Below are 13,032 nucleotides of genomic sequence, written 5' to 3'. Positions count from 1 at the left end.
GGGAGGAGTCCGGGTAGGCCCGGTAGTTGTAGCGGAGCTAGGCGTGGCAGACACGTCATTTCGGCGATGCATGTGCACTTGGTCTTCGTGACGAAGTACCGGCGCGGGGTGTTCAACGACGAGATGCTGACGCGCTGCGAAGGGATCATGCGCAAGGTCAACCAAGGTCGCCGTCTCGAAGCTGGTCAACAGCCTCAAGGGCGTCTCCGCTCGCCGGATACCGCAGGAGTTCAACGGCCGGATCAACCGCGCCATCATGCACGGGCACCTGTGGTCGCCCTCGTATTTCTCCGCATCGTGCGGCGGAGCACCACTGGCCATCGTCCGCCAGTACATCGAGCAGCAAAAACGTCCGCTCTAAAGTGCGCGTCAGAGCAGCCTTGAGATGCATTCATCCCCGGCGTGAATGCCGGGGCTTTCTGCAAGAGTCCCGGTAAACCGGCTCATCGCGGAAGAGCGTGTAGTCGGGGTCTGTCGGTTTTCGAGGTCGCCGGCACGGATTTTCACGCTCGGCTGCACTCCTGTCCGGGCGCGACGAGACGTGCGCCGGGGATCGAGCTATGCACCGTCGTTGCCGTCGCGCAGGGAATGGATCATGCTCTGCAGGATCCGGAACGCGCCTGACCGCTCGGTCTCGGTCAGGCCGGCCAGCATTCTGACCTCGACGGACCGGACCGCTACGGTCGCCTTCTCGAGGCTCCGTCGGCCGCGAGGCGTGAGCCGCGTGGGAAGAACCTTCCCGACGGGTGCCTCCGCGGGTCTGGTCACGTAGCCCTCTCGTTCCAGGGCCTGGAGCAGCACGTTCATGGTCTGCCGTGTCACGAACGCGCCCCGCGCGAGCTCGGAGTTCGACAAGCCCGGTCGTTGAGCCAGCAGCTCGAGGCAGGAGTAGTGCGTCACGCTCATCCCGAGCGGCCGCAGCACCTCCTCCATGGCTGCGCGCAGGACGCTCGACGCCTCTTTCAGCAGGTAGCCCAGAGACGTCTCAAGGTCGACACCATCTTGATTCATGTCAGGATTCTGACATAGATTGACCTGTGTCAGAAAACTGACACGAAAAGAAGGAGCATCATCATGCCCGCCACCGGCCCCGACTTCATCTCGCTCCAGGCGCGCGACCTCGACGCTTCGCAGGCGTTCTACGAGCAGTACCTAGGCCTCGTCCGCTCGCAGGCCGGACCTCCGCACGCCGTCGTCTTCGAGACGAAGCCGATCGCGTTCGCGCTCCGCGACATCGTTCCCGGCACCGATCTCGCATCCGTTGCTCAGCCCGGCATCGGTGCCGCGATCTGGCTCCACGCCACCGACGTCCAGGCCATTCACGATGCTCTCGTCGCCGACGGTCACACCATCGTCTCCGCACCGATCGACGGCCCCTTCGGTCGGACATTCACCTTCGCCGACCCCGACGGCTACCAGGTCACTCTCCACGACCGCGCCTGATCGGCCCAACACCACCGGACGATCACCGATCCCCCAAGACCGCGGTCGCGCCCTGGGGTCGTGCGTGACGCGACCTTCTGCCCTGCTGATCTGACGACGTTCTGCCGGCTGGATGACCTCGGCTTGGAGGCGGTCGGCCAACAGCTGCATCCCGGCGACGCGGTGTTGCTCTGCCGAGTGGTCGACCCTGATGACTGGCGCCATGCCTGCGGCTGCCTGGGGTGCTGCGCGACAGCGTGCTGCGCCGACCGGCGCACGTCCCGTTCGGCCGGCGGGCAACGATCCTGCACGTCCGCATCCGCCGCTACCGCTGATCGGGCTGCGGGCAGGTCTGGCGCCAGGACACGACCGCGGCCGCCGTACCGAGGCGAAACTCTCGACGCAGGCGGTGATGTGGGCGGTGTGCAGCACTGGCGGAGGGCGCAACGGATTCCCAGGCGGTGGGCGAGGCCCGGTGCGGCAGGTGGAGGGGCCGGCCTAGTACTCCAGTCGTAGACCGTGGCCTGATGCTGCTCGTGCGCCCCGTCGCCCGCAGCGCGATCGAGATCAGTTGACCTGGCCGACGGGCCGCGTAACGAGGTGGTTGATGTCCACGCCTTCGGGTTGATTGACGGCGAACAGGATCGCCTCGGCGACCTGCTCGGCGGTCAATGTCGGCGCCGCTGCGGGTGATCCACCGCGCTCGTCCCAGAATGGGGTGTCCACAACCCTGGGGCGACAAGAGTGACGCCGACACGGTCCTTGGCCACCAGGAGTCGGACGTTCTCGGCCAGGGCGTGCGCGGCCCACTTGGTGACGGAGTACAGGTTGCCGGGCGTGTTCCTGGTGCCCGCGACCGAACCGACGATCACGATCCGGCCCTTGGACTTCCTCAGGTGTGGCAGCGCCTCGCGTACCAGCAGAGCCGGGCCGAGGATGTTGGTGAGAACCATGGCACGCATGGCCGCAGGGTCGTGGTCCTCCAGCGTGCCGGGCAGGGAGAACCCGGCGTTCGCGATCACCGTGCCCAATCGGCCCCACAGGCCCACGACTTGACGCACGGCAGCGGCGACATGGCTCTCGTCGCTGGCGTCACCGGTGATGGTCAGCAGCCGCTCGCCCGCTCCGGTGGAGGTGGCGAACTCGGCCAGGCGACCGGCATCGCGGCCGGTGATCGCCACGCGGTGGCCTTGCTTGAGCAGGGCACGGGCAGTGGCCGCACCGATCCCGCTCGAACCGCCGGTGATCAACGTGACAGGTTCCATGGCACGGCCTCCTTGGTGACGGCGGTATCGGCGATGCGCCAGGCTCCAGGTGCCGATGAACACTGAGTTGGCGGACGCAGGCTACCCGATAATCATGATGTTGTGACGCAACACGAAGATCGGGCGGCCTGGGCCGCAAGTGTCGATCCCAGGCTGATGGAAACGGTATTCGCTGAACTCGCCGCAAGCCTGGCGGCGCCGGTCTTCCACCGCCGTGATCTGCGGCAGAACGCACTGCTGTACCTGCGTGGGCTGCTGATGCCGCAGGTTGAAGGCAACTGCTGGTCGATCGCGGAGGCAGTGGGGCTGGCTCGGCCCTACCGCCTGCACCACCTGTCGGAGCGCGCGGTGTGGGACGAGGATGCGGCTAGGAACGCGGTGCGCTTCTTCCTGGCCCGGCACCTCGGCGCCGACGGTGGGGTCCTGATCTTCGACGAGACCGGGCAGGCGAAGAAGGGCACAATGACGGCGGCCGCAGGCCGGCAGTATTCCGGCACGATGGGCCGGGTCGAGAACGTGATCGTCGCGGTGTACACGACGTACGCGACCGAGCGGGGCCACGCCCTGATCGACCGGGACCTGTACGTGCAGGAGGCCTGGCACGCCGACCCGGACCGGAGGGCGGCGGCCGGCTTCCCTCGTTGTGCCCCGCAGGGGCCTGGCACCCGACTTCTTGTGACGCCTTCGCGGCAGGCGTCACAACAAGTCGGGTGCACTCTCCTGGGCGGGATCCTTGGATGCCGGGTGATCTGGACCGCCGGCCGGGGCGGCGGCACGCAGCGCCGCTTCGACCCGGCGGTTGCTGGTCATGGATGCCGTGACGGCCGTCATCGCCAGGAGGAGGACGGCGGCGGCGTAGAGCGGGGTGCGGATGTCGTAGGTGGCAGCCAGCCAGCCGCCGAGGAAGGCCCCGATGGGGGCGGCGCACATGGCCAGCATGCGGGAGGTGGAGGCGACCCGGCCCATGAGGTGGGCGGGGACGATCGCCTGCCGGAGGGAGGGCCCGAGCACCATCGTGGCGCCCATGCCGGCCCCGCAGACGGCGAGCGCCAGCCCGGCCACGTACGGGTTCGGGGCAGCGGCCAGGCCCAGGATGGCAAGCCCTTCGACGGCGGCTGTGCAGGTCAGTGCGGTGCCGGTGCCGAGTCGTCGGCCAAGGTAGGAGGCGATCCCTGCGCCGAGCAGGCCGCCGGTGGCCTCCGCCGTGAGGAGCAGGCCGAAGCCGTAGGTGTCGATGCCGAGGCGGTCGTGCGCGAAGAGGGCGAGGACGGTCTCCACGGCGAGGAAGGCGATGTTCCCGACCGCCGGGCGGAGCGCGAGGCCGAGCAGCACCCGGTCCCGAAAGACGTACGAGGCCCCGGCCCGCGCCTGCCGAAGCAGCGACTCGCGGACCTCCGGCACGGGCCGGGGCATGCCGGGCAGCGTACGTACGAGCAGTGCGGAGAGCATGAACGACACCGCGTCGGCGAGCAGCGGAACCGCCCGCCCGAACGCGAGCAGCGCACTGCCCGCAGGCGGCCCCGCGAAGCCGGACGCGGCGGTCTGGGCTCCGCGCAAGCGGGAGTTGGCGCGCTCCAGGAGTGCGGGGTCGCGGCGGAGCAGATCCGGCAGATAGGCCGTGGCGGCCGTATCGAAGAAGAGTCCGCCGAGGCCGAGCAGGAAGGCGACGGCCGCGAGCAGCGGAATGGTCAGCACGCCGAGCACGGCCGCCGCCGCGGGTATCGCGAGCAGCACCGCACGCGCCGTGTCCGCGACCCACATCGTGCGCCGGCGGTCCCAGCGGTCCACCAGCGCACCGCCGAGTACCCCGAAGAGCAGCCACGGCAGCGTCCCCGCGGCCGTGACGACGGCGAGCGCCATCGGATCCCGCGTCAACGCCAACGCCAGCAGCGGCAGCGCGGCCTGCGTCACCCCGTCACCGAGCGAGGACACCGTCTGCGCAGTCCACAGCCGTCCGAACCCGGTCGGCAACTTCCGGATGTCTGAGGTCACTTGGCGCCCCCCTCAGCCTGCTCGCGCGGTGCCGGGTGGAACAGTGCGAAGACGAGTGACGCGTCCGGCAGCGACGGATCGGACAGCTCCCGGTACTCGTCCGCCAGCGCCTGCAGCCGCGCCCCCAGCTCTGCGAACTGCTCCTCGGTGAGCCGCAGATGCGCCATCCGCACGTGCCGTGCGCCATCCGCCGGCGCCGCCTCGAGGTCCGCCACCGCATGCCGCATCAGCACATCCGGCCCTCCCTCGCCCGGATCCGGCAGCACGATCGCCCCTGCGGCCATCGCGTAATACCGCTCGGTGACCCCCCGCACCTTCCGCGTCCGCACCACCTTCACCAGGCCGGCGCGCTCCAGCAGCCGGACGTGATAGCTGGAACTCCCCTTCGCAAGGCCCACCCGCTCGGCGATCTGCGTAATCGTCGCCGGTTCGAAGCGGAGCACGGCCATGATCCGGTGACGCGTGAGATTGGAAACGGCGCGCAACTGCTCGTCGGTGGTGACGTGAAACGTCTCGGGAAGATCATCGGCAGGCATGCGAGCAATGGTCAACGATTCTTGACCATTGCGCAAGGGGATTTCGCGCGGACTGCCAGACTCTGCCGCCCGGCGCGCGAGAGCCGTCAAAAAACCTTCGATCACCCTGCCGGTCCGCGACTCCCTGGCCGCGCTGACCGTCGCGGACGAAAGCAGCGCCGGCTACCCCCGCGACAGGTTCAAGCACTTCACCGACGCGGACAAGAACGGCTGCAACACCCGCGCCGAAGTCCTCCTCGAGGAGGTCGTCGCCTCCCCCAAGGTCGGCGCGAAGTGCGCTCTGAGCGGGGGCAGCTGGTACAGCCCGCACGACGACAGCTACCTCGACAGCGCGAGCAAGCTCGACGTCGACCACCTGGTCCCGCTCGCTGAGGCCTGGGACTCCGGCGCCTCCACCTGGACACCCAAGGAACGCGAGGCCAACGCCAACGACCTCGACGACCCGATTCTCCGCAGGCCAAGTGCCGTGGGGACCCTGCCCGTCGAATTCACCGGCCCAAGCACGCCATGCGCAGGATCGGAATGCTCAGTCCCGAGCGGTGCGGTCAAGTGGCCGAATCCCAGGACCGATTTCCGGCTGACCGGCCGCCAGCGCCCCCCCCCGAACCGGGAACCCTTCCGGGAACCGGGTAGCTGAACTCCTGCGATTTCTAGCCGGCATCGATGTCTTGGCCGACCGCGGGCACGTTCGCGGAGGCCTTCACGCGCTGCGCATCCAGCACGCAGGCGCTCGGCTCGCTGTCGCGGCCATCGGCCTCTCATACCAGACGGCGCAGTAGGCCATTGAGCTGGTCGAAGACGCCTTCCTTCTGGCCAGGCGGCGAACTAGCCGTAGACCGTTTCCCATGGCGTTCTGTGGAATCAAAGATGTCAAGCCGTGCGCTTGTGGATCACGCCGAGGTAGAGGCGTTCACGATGGGGCACGTGGTCGTCACGGCCAGGCGTGAAGAACACCGCGCAGACGTTGGCGGGTTGGGTAAGGATGCTGGATTGCTTCCCGAACGTGAGGCGGTCGTTGATGTCGTGGCGGCAGTCGACTGCGTCAAGGCCGGCGATCAGGTCTTCTCGGAGCACTGTGGACGGGTAGGACTCCGAGTCGGGCAGGACCAGGGGCGGCAACTTGGTTGTCGAGCCCGGCCGGAGGCTGATCGAGATTCCGCTGACCAGGCGTTGGGTGATGGACAGCTCCAGGCCGTCCCAGGCGTGGGGGTAGCCGTCGATGTCCGGTCTCATCCGGATGGCGGGGTGTGGGCGTCCTGGGCCCAGGAGATCCTCGGCCTGGGTCAGGGACATGCCGCTGTGAAGCGGGCCGATACGGCCGGACCGGGCGAAGTCGACGAGCACGTTCATCAAGGTCACGACGGTGACTCTGGCATCTTCTCGTGCCGACGCACACCTGGATAACGTTCGAGGGATCCTCAGCACGGCTCACCGGGTCGGCACGGTCGCGTGCAGGTGGTCAGGTCGATGACCGGCAGCAGAGTCGCAGTCGCGGGGGGCATTCATCTGGCTCGGTGTCGGCCCTGCGGGTCTGGGAACGTCGCGAGTCGCTCGAGGAGCTTGTCGAGGGCGGTCTGCCCGTCGTCGACGGCGGCGCGTTCATCGTCGGTGAGCGGGATATTGGCCAGCACCTTCTGCAGGTTGTCTTTCGCCTCCAGCAGCTGGCCCTTGCCGGATTACTTCGGGGCGTAGAAGTCGCAGCGTGCGCAGGCCGTGCGGCGGGGGCACTGCTCGAAGAAGGTGTAGGTGCACCAGCCGTAGCCGAGGTCGTAGTACTGCCAGGGTTCGCCGCTGGCGGCGGCGCCGGAGGCGACCGCGTCGCGGTCGACGAGGACTTCGATGGTGCGTACGTTTCTGGCGAAGTAGCCGGCGTCGTTGTAAGCCCTGGCAAGGGTGTCCGGAGTGAGCTTCGCGTAGTGCGCGGTCGCCTCGGGAGTCCGGTGGCCCAGCCACTCCTGCAGCTCAAAGAGGGTCATAGGGTCCTCGGCGTTGTAGAGCTGGCTCGCATGGTGGACCGGGCCCGGTGGCTGGTGATGTTGCCGCGGACATCGGCGTTGGGGACGCCGGCCTTGCGACAGAGCATCGGGATGATCGCCGTGTTGATGTAGCGCTTTGCGACCCGGCGGGCGCGGTCGGCGAGCAGGAAGTCGGCGTACTCGTTTGTCTTACGGTCGAGCTTCGGCGGCTGAGCGGGTCTGACGGCCTGCCGTGCTTCGATGGCCTGGCCCAGGAGTGGATCGACGGGTTTGGTGAACGCGGTACCTGTCTTGTGGGAGCCCTCAACGCGTTTAAGATTCGAGCGACTACGGGTGCTGGCAGCCGTCCGCATGGGGGCGGATCCCGTTCGCCCGTACCGGAGGAAGGCTCAGTGCGGGAATGCCCGCGGCGGACGCTGACGGGGCAGCGTGGTACGGAACTCCTCGATCACGGAACTCACCTGCCGCATCAGCGAAGTCCGTTCCAGCAGACCGAGGTAGAGATTGCGGCGGGCCAGTCCAGGCAGGTCCACACAGAAGTACAGTGCCATCAGCGGGTTGACGAACAACTCGCCGTCCTTTGTCCTTTCCGTGAACCGGACGTCGCCGAATTCACCGCGCACGGCGGCGGCGACGGATCCGTTGACGATGCTCGGGTGGCTCGCGGTGTTGCGCTGGGCGTGCGCCACCGCGTCGAGATATAGCGCGCCCTCCCACCCCGCCCCGAGCAGCGAGAACGCCCCGAGATAGGCACCGCCCCGGTCCAGGGCGGCCAGGTTCTCCAGCACGAGCGAGTGGTTCACACCGTGATACGCGTCCACCCCGAAGCCGAGGCAGGCCACCAGCCGGTGCGGGACCTCGTCGAGCCTGCTCACGGCGGCCAGGCTCGCCATGTCCTCCTCCGGGGTGCCGAGACCGTGCTCGTCGCCGCGCATCAGGATGTCGGTCCCGCCGTCCACCAGCACGACCGCGTCGACACCGCCGAGATGCGTGATCAGCGTCCGATAGGCCGCCCGCAGCGGACCGACACCGATGCTCGGGAACGCGTACACGGTCGACGGCAGATCCTGCGTCGCGAGCCACTGGGCGAGCGTCCGTTCGGGGAAGTAGTCGCCGCGCAGGGGGGTGTCGGGCCCGACGGCCGCGACGTCCTGGTCCACCCACACATCGAGGTCCAGGCCGTACAGGTCGGCGAAGGACAGGTTGGCGAGGTGCACCTCCTTGCCCGCCGACCGCAGCGCGAGTGCGAGCGGCAGCCCGGCGTACACGTCGAAGCCGCCGCCCGCACCGGCGATGAGCACCCGTCGCGCGTCGCGCAGGCGGGTGAAGAACGCGGGTTCCCCCAGAGAGATCACCGCAGGACGCTAGCAGGAGGACGAGCCGGCACCGGGCCGATATCGTCGGTGCGGTGCCCCGCGTACCTACTGGTGCTCGGTGAGCAGCTGACTGTGTGGCCGGGCAGGGGCAGCTGACGCCAGGACGTTAGACGCGTCTAACGTTCCGACGGCTTCGGGTGCTGGCAGAGGCCCACTGGCCCGAGGAGATGTTGCGTCTCACTGAACTCTGACCGGTGTCTCAACGAGCATTGACCGCCCGAGGGGGCAGCGGAGCGCTGACCTGCAGCGGGCCGATCAAACTTCAGTGAGATCGACCAAGGCTCGGTCAGAAGCTGTTGTCTTTCCGGACGTGATCGCTGCGTTTCTACTGGTAGCGCGTGGGTTCGGTGATTCGGTGGGAGTGGTGGTCTGTTCGGGTTGTCGTTCCCCGGGAGGTCGCGGATGCCGTCGGTGGTTGGGATGTTGGAACAGCGTGAGCTGGGTGCTCGCGGCCGACCGCATCCAGGCCGAGCTGGCCGTGGCCGAGCTGGAATGGCAGGAGTGGGTGATCGCCCGCAGGCGGGTCGATACGGTGCTGGCTCCGGACGGCGGCAGCACCGCCGACACGGAGGTCACCGGGGATCCGCAGGACCCGGACGCGCCGTCGGCGCCTCGGAGTGCGGTGAAGCCGAAGTCGCAGGTGCCGGTGTGGCGTGAGGGGCAGGACTGGTCGGTGCTGTCGGTACTACCAACGCATCCTGCAGACCCTCGCGGACCGCCTCCGGCTCCATCAAGGGCCGCTGACCTGCCAGGAGATGGCCGCAGGATTCGGCATGGATGTGGTGCCGGCGCGGGTGGAGGCACTGCGGTCGAAGGCGAAACGCCTGGTCTCGCGTGGCTGGCTGGCCGAGCCCGCGCAGGGCCGGTTCACGCTCGCGCAGGGTGTGGCCGGGCCAGGCGGCGCGTCATGAACAGCGCCATCGACCAGCAGACCGGTGGTGCGCCGCTCATAGTCGCGTGCCAGGCGGCGTGCCTGAGCCGACTCCTGCGCCCTGCGGTCACGGCGAACCGCAGGTGTGCGCGGCTGGGTACGGTGCCCAGTCCGGCTGGCGCCCGTTCTCAACGCGGCACAGCCGGCCCTGCGGCGCGCCGGCCAGCACAGTGATCGAGGCCATGATTCTGCTGGCCGCTGGGCAATACGTCGAGCGTGATAGTTGACGGTGCGGTCATGTCGCAGCTTGGATTTCCTTGCCGGGTGCGGCGTTATAGCACCGCACGAAGCTGTGCGGCCTCGTGGCGGAGCGCCTTCACGGTGGCCGTCACCTCGGGAGAGCGGTTGCGGACCGTGACGGCGACAGTGGCTCGGCCGAGCCAGGCGGGGTCGTCGACGTGGACGGTGCGGACGCCGGTGGGGACCGCCGCGGCGGCCAGTTCGGGCAGTACGGCAATGCCGAGACCGGCGGCGACAAAACCCAGGCGAGTGGGCCATTCGCGGGCGGCGTAGGCGATCTGCGGGTGGTCGAGGGTTGGCCAGGCGCCGAACTGGGGGTCGTCGCGGAGGCCCTTGCCAACGATCCAGGCTTCGTCCCTCAGCTCGGTCACCGGGATGGTTCCGCGGCCGGCGAACCGGTGGTTCGCGGGCACGGCGAGGAGGAGACTGCCGTCCAGAAGCAGGTCGCGGGGCAGTCCCTCGAAATCGTAGGCGGGCAGGTCCGGCCCCACACCGATCACTGCGACGTCGATGCGGTGAGCGCGGAGTTGGCGAAGCTGCGTGGGCGAGGATGCCTCGCCGAACTCGACGATCAGACCCGGGTGGTCGTTTCGGAGGCGGGCCAATGCTCTGGGGACGAGCACAGCGGCGGCCGAGGGGAACGCGGCAATGACGACTCGTCCGGTGAGGTGGTCCTGCAGCCCGGCGAGGTCTGTGCTGACGGCATCGATCTCGTTGAGGGCTGTCGCAGCTCGGCGGGCGAGCATTGTGCCCGCGGGGGAGGGAGCAACCCCGCGGGCGCCCCGGACGAACAGCGGTGCGCCCGCGGCGGCTTCCATCGCCGCCACCTGACGGGACACCGCTGACTGCGTGTATCCGAGCGCGTCGGCCGCGGCGGTAAACGATCCGGTGTCGACTACGGCCTGAATGACGCGCAGGCCGGTGAGGGTGAAGTCGGCCATGCCGTCATCCTGACACATTCCGGGGCCGCATGTCTCCTATGCAAGACCCTCGCTGGTGGAATGTCTCGGTCAGTAACACGATGGAGTAGCAACAGCAAGCGATCCACCCATAGGGAGTACCAATCATGGCGAAGACGTGGTTCATCACGGGCAGTTCGAGGGGGTTCGGCCGCGAGTGGGCGGACGCCGCGCTCGAACGCGGCGATCACGTCGTGGCGACGGCTCGGGACGTCGGCCAGCTAACCCCTTTGGTCGAGCGGTACGGGGATGCGGTACTGCCGGTCCGGCTCGACGTCACCGACCGTGCCGCGGTGCATGCGGCCGTGCAGTGTGCCCACTCGCATTTCGGTTCGCTGGACATCGCAGTCAACAATGCCGGCTACGGGCATTTCGGCATGGTCGAGGAGATTGACGAGGACGAACTCCGGGCTCAGATGGAGACCAACTTCTTCGGCGCGGTATGGGTCACGCAGGCCGTCCTGCCCCTCATGCGGGCCCAACGGTCGGGAAGGATCCTGCAGGTGACCAGCGAGGGCGGCGTACGTGCCTTCCCCGGCATCGGTGCGTACCACGCCTCCAAATGGGCTCTCGAGGGGTTGTCGGAGTCCCTGGCGCAAGAAGTGGCAGCCTTCGGAATCCACATCACCAACATCGAGCCCGGCCCCTACGCGACCGACTGGCTGGCCCGCGGGGCACGGCACAGTAAGCGGCATCCGGACTACACCGAAGTCCACGCGGCCACTGCACAGGATTTCGAGGTCGGCGACCCGCGCGCCACCCGCGACGCGATCCTTCGGATCGTCGACGCGGACCAGCCCCCGCTGCGGATCTTCCTCGGCAAGTCCCTCACCGACGTCGCCGGTCTCTACGAGGAGCGTCTGCACACCTGGCGCCAGTGGCAGCCGGTCTCCCTGGCCGCCTTCGGTTGAGGGGCAACACCGCCGGCATGGAGGTCACCCCGGGTGCGCGGGAGGCGGACACCCAGTCGGCTCCCCGGGATGCGGCGAAGCCGGAGTCGCAGGTGCTGGCATGAGGGGCTGGCCTGGCTCGCGGGTGGAGGCATTGCGGTCGAAGGCGAAACGCCTGGTCTCGCGTGGCTGGCTGGCCGAGCCCGCGCCTGGCCGGTTCACGCCTGCTGCGGGCATGAGCGGGCAAGGCGGCGGGTTATGAGCAGGGTCATCGACCAGTAGATCATCGCCTCGGCGCTGGTGGTGCGGCGTTCGTAGTCGCGTGCCAGGCGGCGGGTGCGCATCAGGTGGGCGAAGAGGCGCTCGACGATCCACCGCTTGGGCAGCACCACGAAGCCGCGCATGTCGTCGCTGCGTTTGACGATGGCCAGGACGAGCGCGAACGCGGCCAGGCAGTGCTCGACGAGGCTGCCGGTGTAGCCGCCGTCGGCCCAGACCAGGGCGAGGCGGTGATGCGCGTCGGCCACCCGTCCAAGCAGCACCCGGGCGGCGGCGCGGTCGCCGACATCCGCGGCGGTGACCATCACCCCGAGCAGCAGGCCGAGAGTGTCGACCACGACGTGCCGCTTGCGCCCGTTGACCAGCTTGCCGCCGTCGAACCCGCGACTGTCCGCACCGACAACAGCGTCCGCCTTCACCGACTGCGAGTCGATCACCCCGGCCGTCGGCTCCGCGTCGCGGCCCGCCTTCTCGCGGGCATGCGCACGTAGCCGGTCGTGGAACTCCGTGACCAGGCCATGGTCGCGCCAGCGGCGGAAGAACGCGTATACCCGGTCCCACGGCGGGAAGTCGGCCGGCATCGCCCGCCACTTGATGCCGTTGTCCACGAGGTAGCGGATCGCATCGAGTACAGCCCGGTGGCAGTACGCCTCCGGCCGGCCGCCGCGACCGCGCATCCAGCCCGGCAGCGGCAGCAACGACAGGACGGCCGCCCACTCCGCGTCCGTCATGTCCGTCGGGTAGCGCGGCTGCCGCAACCCGTTGTCGGCGGCGTTTCCCAACCGGTGAGCCAGGCAGTCACACTCCCAGGCGACCGAGCTGGACTGCCCGGCCGTCGGCACGGAAGACTGCTGCATCAGGGCCTCCTGCTGCTCGGTGATTCGACACCAACGAGCTGTTCAGGAGGCCCTGTCCGTATGCGCCAAGCGCCCCACGATCACCCAATCGGAACTCCCGTTCGACGCGCATCTTTCAAGATCGGAAAGACAACAGCTACTCAGACGGGACGCCCACCCGAGGACAACAATCACGCTCGGTGACCGTTCCGTCTCTACCGATCTGGTCCCTGTCTCAGATGATCTGATTCGCCTGTGGTCGCAGGTTATTTGGTCCACCGACGACGGCTGCCCGAAGCGCCGGAAATCCATTGGAGTCGTCGGAGCATG

General features: G+C 68.4%; 13 protein-coding genes and 6 pseudogenes. 7 read left to right on the top strand and 12 right to left on the bottom strand.

Going from position 1 to position 13,032, the window contains the following annotated elements; all coding sequences use genetic code 11:
- Positions 1-66: 66 nt before the first annotated feature.
- Positions 67-361, top strand: a pseudogene (locus ACWGJB_RS39845) (IS200/IS605 family transposase).
- Between the two features lie 197 nt (positions 362-558).
- Here ACWGJB_RS39845 and ACWGJB_RS39840 read toward each other — a convergent pair.
- On the bottom strand, positions 559-1,011 hold the full coding sequence (locus tag ACWGJB_RS39840; protein ID WP_453384914.1) for a MarR family winged helix-turn-helix transcriptional regulator: 453 nt from the start codon (positions 1,009-1,011) through the stop codon (positions 559-561).
- 63 nt (positions 1,012-1,074) lie between these two features.
- Here ACWGJB_RS39840 and ACWGJB_RS39835 point away from each other — a divergent pair, with 63 nt between their 5' ends.
- Both ACWGJB_RS39835 and ACWGJB_RS39830 read left to right on the top strand, forming a co-directional pair.
- Positions 1,075-1,443, top strand: a complete 369-nt coding sequence (locus ACWGJB_RS39835) for a VOC family protein (protein WP_227996749.1) — start codon at positions 1,075-1,077, stop codon at positions 1,441-1,443.
- A 60-nt stretch (positions 1,444-1,503) separates the two neighbouring features.
- Positions 1,504-1,846 (top strand): annotated as a pseudogene (locus ACWGJB_RS39830) (ISL3 family transposase); the annotation flags it as partial.
- Positions 1,847-1,989: 143 nt separating this feature from the next.
- Here ACWGJB_RS39830 and ACWGJB_RS39825 read toward each other — a convergent pair.
- Positions 1,990-2,687 (bottom strand): annotated as a pseudogene (locus tag ACWGJB_RS39825) (SDR family oxidoreductase).
- 156 nt (positions 2,688-2,843) lie between these two features.
- On the opposite strand from ACWGJB_RS39825, the pseudogene ACWGJB_RS39820 reads away from it, so the two are divergent.
- A pseudogene (locus ACWGJB_RS39820) lies at positions 2,844-3,326 on the top strand (IS701 family transposase); the annotation flags it as partial.
- A 57-nt stretch (positions 3,327-3,383) separates the two neighbouring features.
- Here the strand turns inward: ACWGJB_RS39820 and ACWGJB_RS39815 are convergent.
- A complete protein-coding gene (locus ACWGJB_RS39815; RefSeq protein ID WP_453384913.1) occupies positions 3,384-4,679 on the bottom strand; it encodes an MFS transporter in 1,296 nt (431 codons plus the stop codon).
- Positions 4,676-5,215, bottom strand: a complete 540-nt coding sequence (locus ACWGJB_RS39810; RefSeq protein WP_453384912.1) for an ArsR/SmtB family transcription factor — start codon at positions 5,213-5,215, stop codon at positions 4,676-4,678. Before ACWGJB_RS39810 ends, ACWGJB_RS39815 begins: the two co-directional genes overlap by 4 nt.
- Before the next feature lie 28 nt (positions 5,216-5,243).
- Between ACWGJB_RS39810 and ACWGJB_RS39805 the strand changes: the two genes are divergently transcribed.
- Positions 5,244-5,852: an HNH endonuclease gene (locus ACWGJB_RS39805; protein ID WP_453384911.1), complete on the top strand. Its 609-nt coding sequence runs from the start codon at positions 5,244-5,246 to the stop codon at positions 5,850-5,852.
- Between the two features lie 16 nt (positions 5,853-5,868).
- On the opposite strand, the pseudogene ACWGJB_RS39800 reads toward ACWGJB_RS39805, so the two are convergent.
- From ACWGJB_RS39800 to ACWGJB_RS39775, 6 genes and pseudogenes are all read right to left on the bottom strand, one after another.
- Positions 5,869-6,064 (bottom strand): annotated as a pseudogene (locus tag ACWGJB_RS39800) (IS5 family transposase); the annotation flags it as partial.
- Positions 6,065-6,085: 21 nt separating this feature from the next.
- Complete coding sequence (locus ACWGJB_RS39795; RefSeq protein ID WP_453384993.1) at positions 6,086-6,565, bottom strand: hypothetical protein; 480 nt, start codon at positions 6,563-6,565, stop codon at positions 6,086-6,088.
- A 152-nt stretch (positions 6,566-6,717) separates the two neighbouring features.
- Positions 6,718-6,846: a hypothetical protein gene (locus ACWGJB_RS39790; protein WP_453384910.1), complete on the bottom strand. Its 129-nt coding sequence runs from the start codon at positions 6,844-6,846 to the stop codon at positions 6,718-6,720.
- A gap of 45 nt (positions 6,847-6,891) precedes the next feature.
- A complete protein-coding gene (locus ACWGJB_RS39785) occupies positions 6,892-7,191 on the bottom strand; it encodes a hypothetical protein (protein WP_453384909.1) in 300 nt (99 codons plus the stop codon).
- Positions 7,188-7,544 (bottom strand): hypothetical protein, encoded by a 357-nt coding sequence (locus tag ACWGJB_RS39780; RefSeq protein ID WP_453384908.1) that lies wholly within the window; start codon positions 7,542-7,544, stop codon positions 7,188-7,190. Before ACWGJB_RS39780 ends, ACWGJB_RS39785 begins: the two co-directional genes overlap by 4 nt.
- Before the next feature lie 36 nt (positions 7,545-7,580).
- A complete protein-coding gene (locus ACWGJB_RS39775) occupies positions 7,581-8,546 on the bottom strand; it encodes a DUF1152 domain-containing protein (protein ID WP_453384907.1) in 966 nt (321 codons plus the stop codon).
- A 423-nt stretch (positions 8,547-8,969) separates the two neighbouring features.
- Between ACWGJB_RS39775 and ACWGJB_RS39770 the strand changes: the two are divergent.
- A pseudogene (locus ACWGJB_RS39770) lies at positions 8,970-9,478 on the top strand (hypothetical protein).
- 292 nt (positions 9,479-9,770) lie between these two features.
- On the opposite strand, the gene ACWGJB_RS39765 reads toward ACWGJB_RS39770, so the two are convergent.
- Complete coding sequence (locus ACWGJB_RS39765; protein ID WP_453384906.1) at positions 9,771-10,679, bottom strand: LysR family transcriptional regulator; 909 nt, start codon at positions 10,677-10,679, stop codon at positions 9,771-9,773.
- Between the two features lie 125 nt (positions 10,680-10,804).
- On the opposite strand from ACWGJB_RS39765, the gene ACWGJB_RS39760 reads away from it, so the two are divergent.
- Complete coding sequence (locus ACWGJB_RS39760; RefSeq protein WP_453384905.1) at positions 10,805-11,608, top strand: SDR family NAD(P)-dependent oxidoreductase; 804 nt, start codon at positions 10,805-10,807, stop codon at positions 11,606-11,608.
- Positions 11,609-11,805: 197 nt separating this feature from the next.
- Here ACWGJB_RS39760 and ACWGJB_RS39755 read toward each other — a convergent pair whose 3' ends face one another.
- Positions 11,806-12,723, bottom strand: coding sequence for an IS5 family transposase (locus ACWGJB_RS39755; protein ID WP_453384904.1), 918 nt, complete (start codon positions 12,721-12,723; stop codon positions 11,806-11,808).
- Positions 12,724-13,032: the final 309 nt, after the last annotated feature.

The sequence above is a fragment of the Streptomyces sp. NPDC054813 genome, from assembly GCF_053611365.1.
The sequence above is the reverse complement of the archived record's forward strand: the minus strand, read 5'-3'. Positions and strand labels throughout refer to the sequence as shown.

Coding starts and splice junctions, on each gene's coding strand:
- ACWGJB_RS39755 (WP_453384904.1), bottom strand. CDS start 12,723: ATGCAGCAGTCTTCCGTGCCGACGGCCGGGCAGTCCAGCTCGGTCGCC.
- ACWGJB_RS39760 (WP_453384905.1), top strand. CDS start 10,805: ATGGCGAAGACGTGGTTCATCACGGGCAGTTCGAGGGGGTTCGGCCGC.
- ACWGJB_RS39835 (WP_227996749.1), top strand. CDS start 1,075: ATGCCCGCCACCGGCCCCGACTTCATCTCGCTCCAGGCGCGCGACCTC.
- ACWGJB_RS39765 (WP_453384906.1), bottom strand. CDS start 10,679: ATGGCCGACTTCACCCTCACCGGCCTGCGCGTCATTCAGGCCGTAGTC.
- ACWGJB_RS39780 (WP_453384908.1), bottom strand. CDS start 7,544: ATGCGGACGGCTGCCAGCACCCGTAGTCGCTCGAATCTTAAACGCGTT.
- ACWGJB_RS39795 (WP_453384993.1), bottom strand. CDS start 6,565: ATGAACGTGCTCGTCGACTTCGCCCGGTCCGGCCGTATCGGCCCGCTT.
- ACWGJB_RS39785 (WP_453384909.1), bottom strand. CDS start 7,191: ATGACCCTCTTTGAGCTGCAGGAGTGGCTGGGCCACCGGACTCCCGAG.
- ACWGJB_RS39840 (WP_453384914.1), bottom strand. CDS start 1,011: ATGAATCAAGATGGTGTCGACCTTGAGACGTCTCTGGGCTACCTGCTG.
- ACWGJB_RS39810 (WP_453384912.1), bottom strand. CDS start 5,215: ATGCCTGCCGATGATCTTCCCGAGACGTTTCACGTCACCACCGACGAG.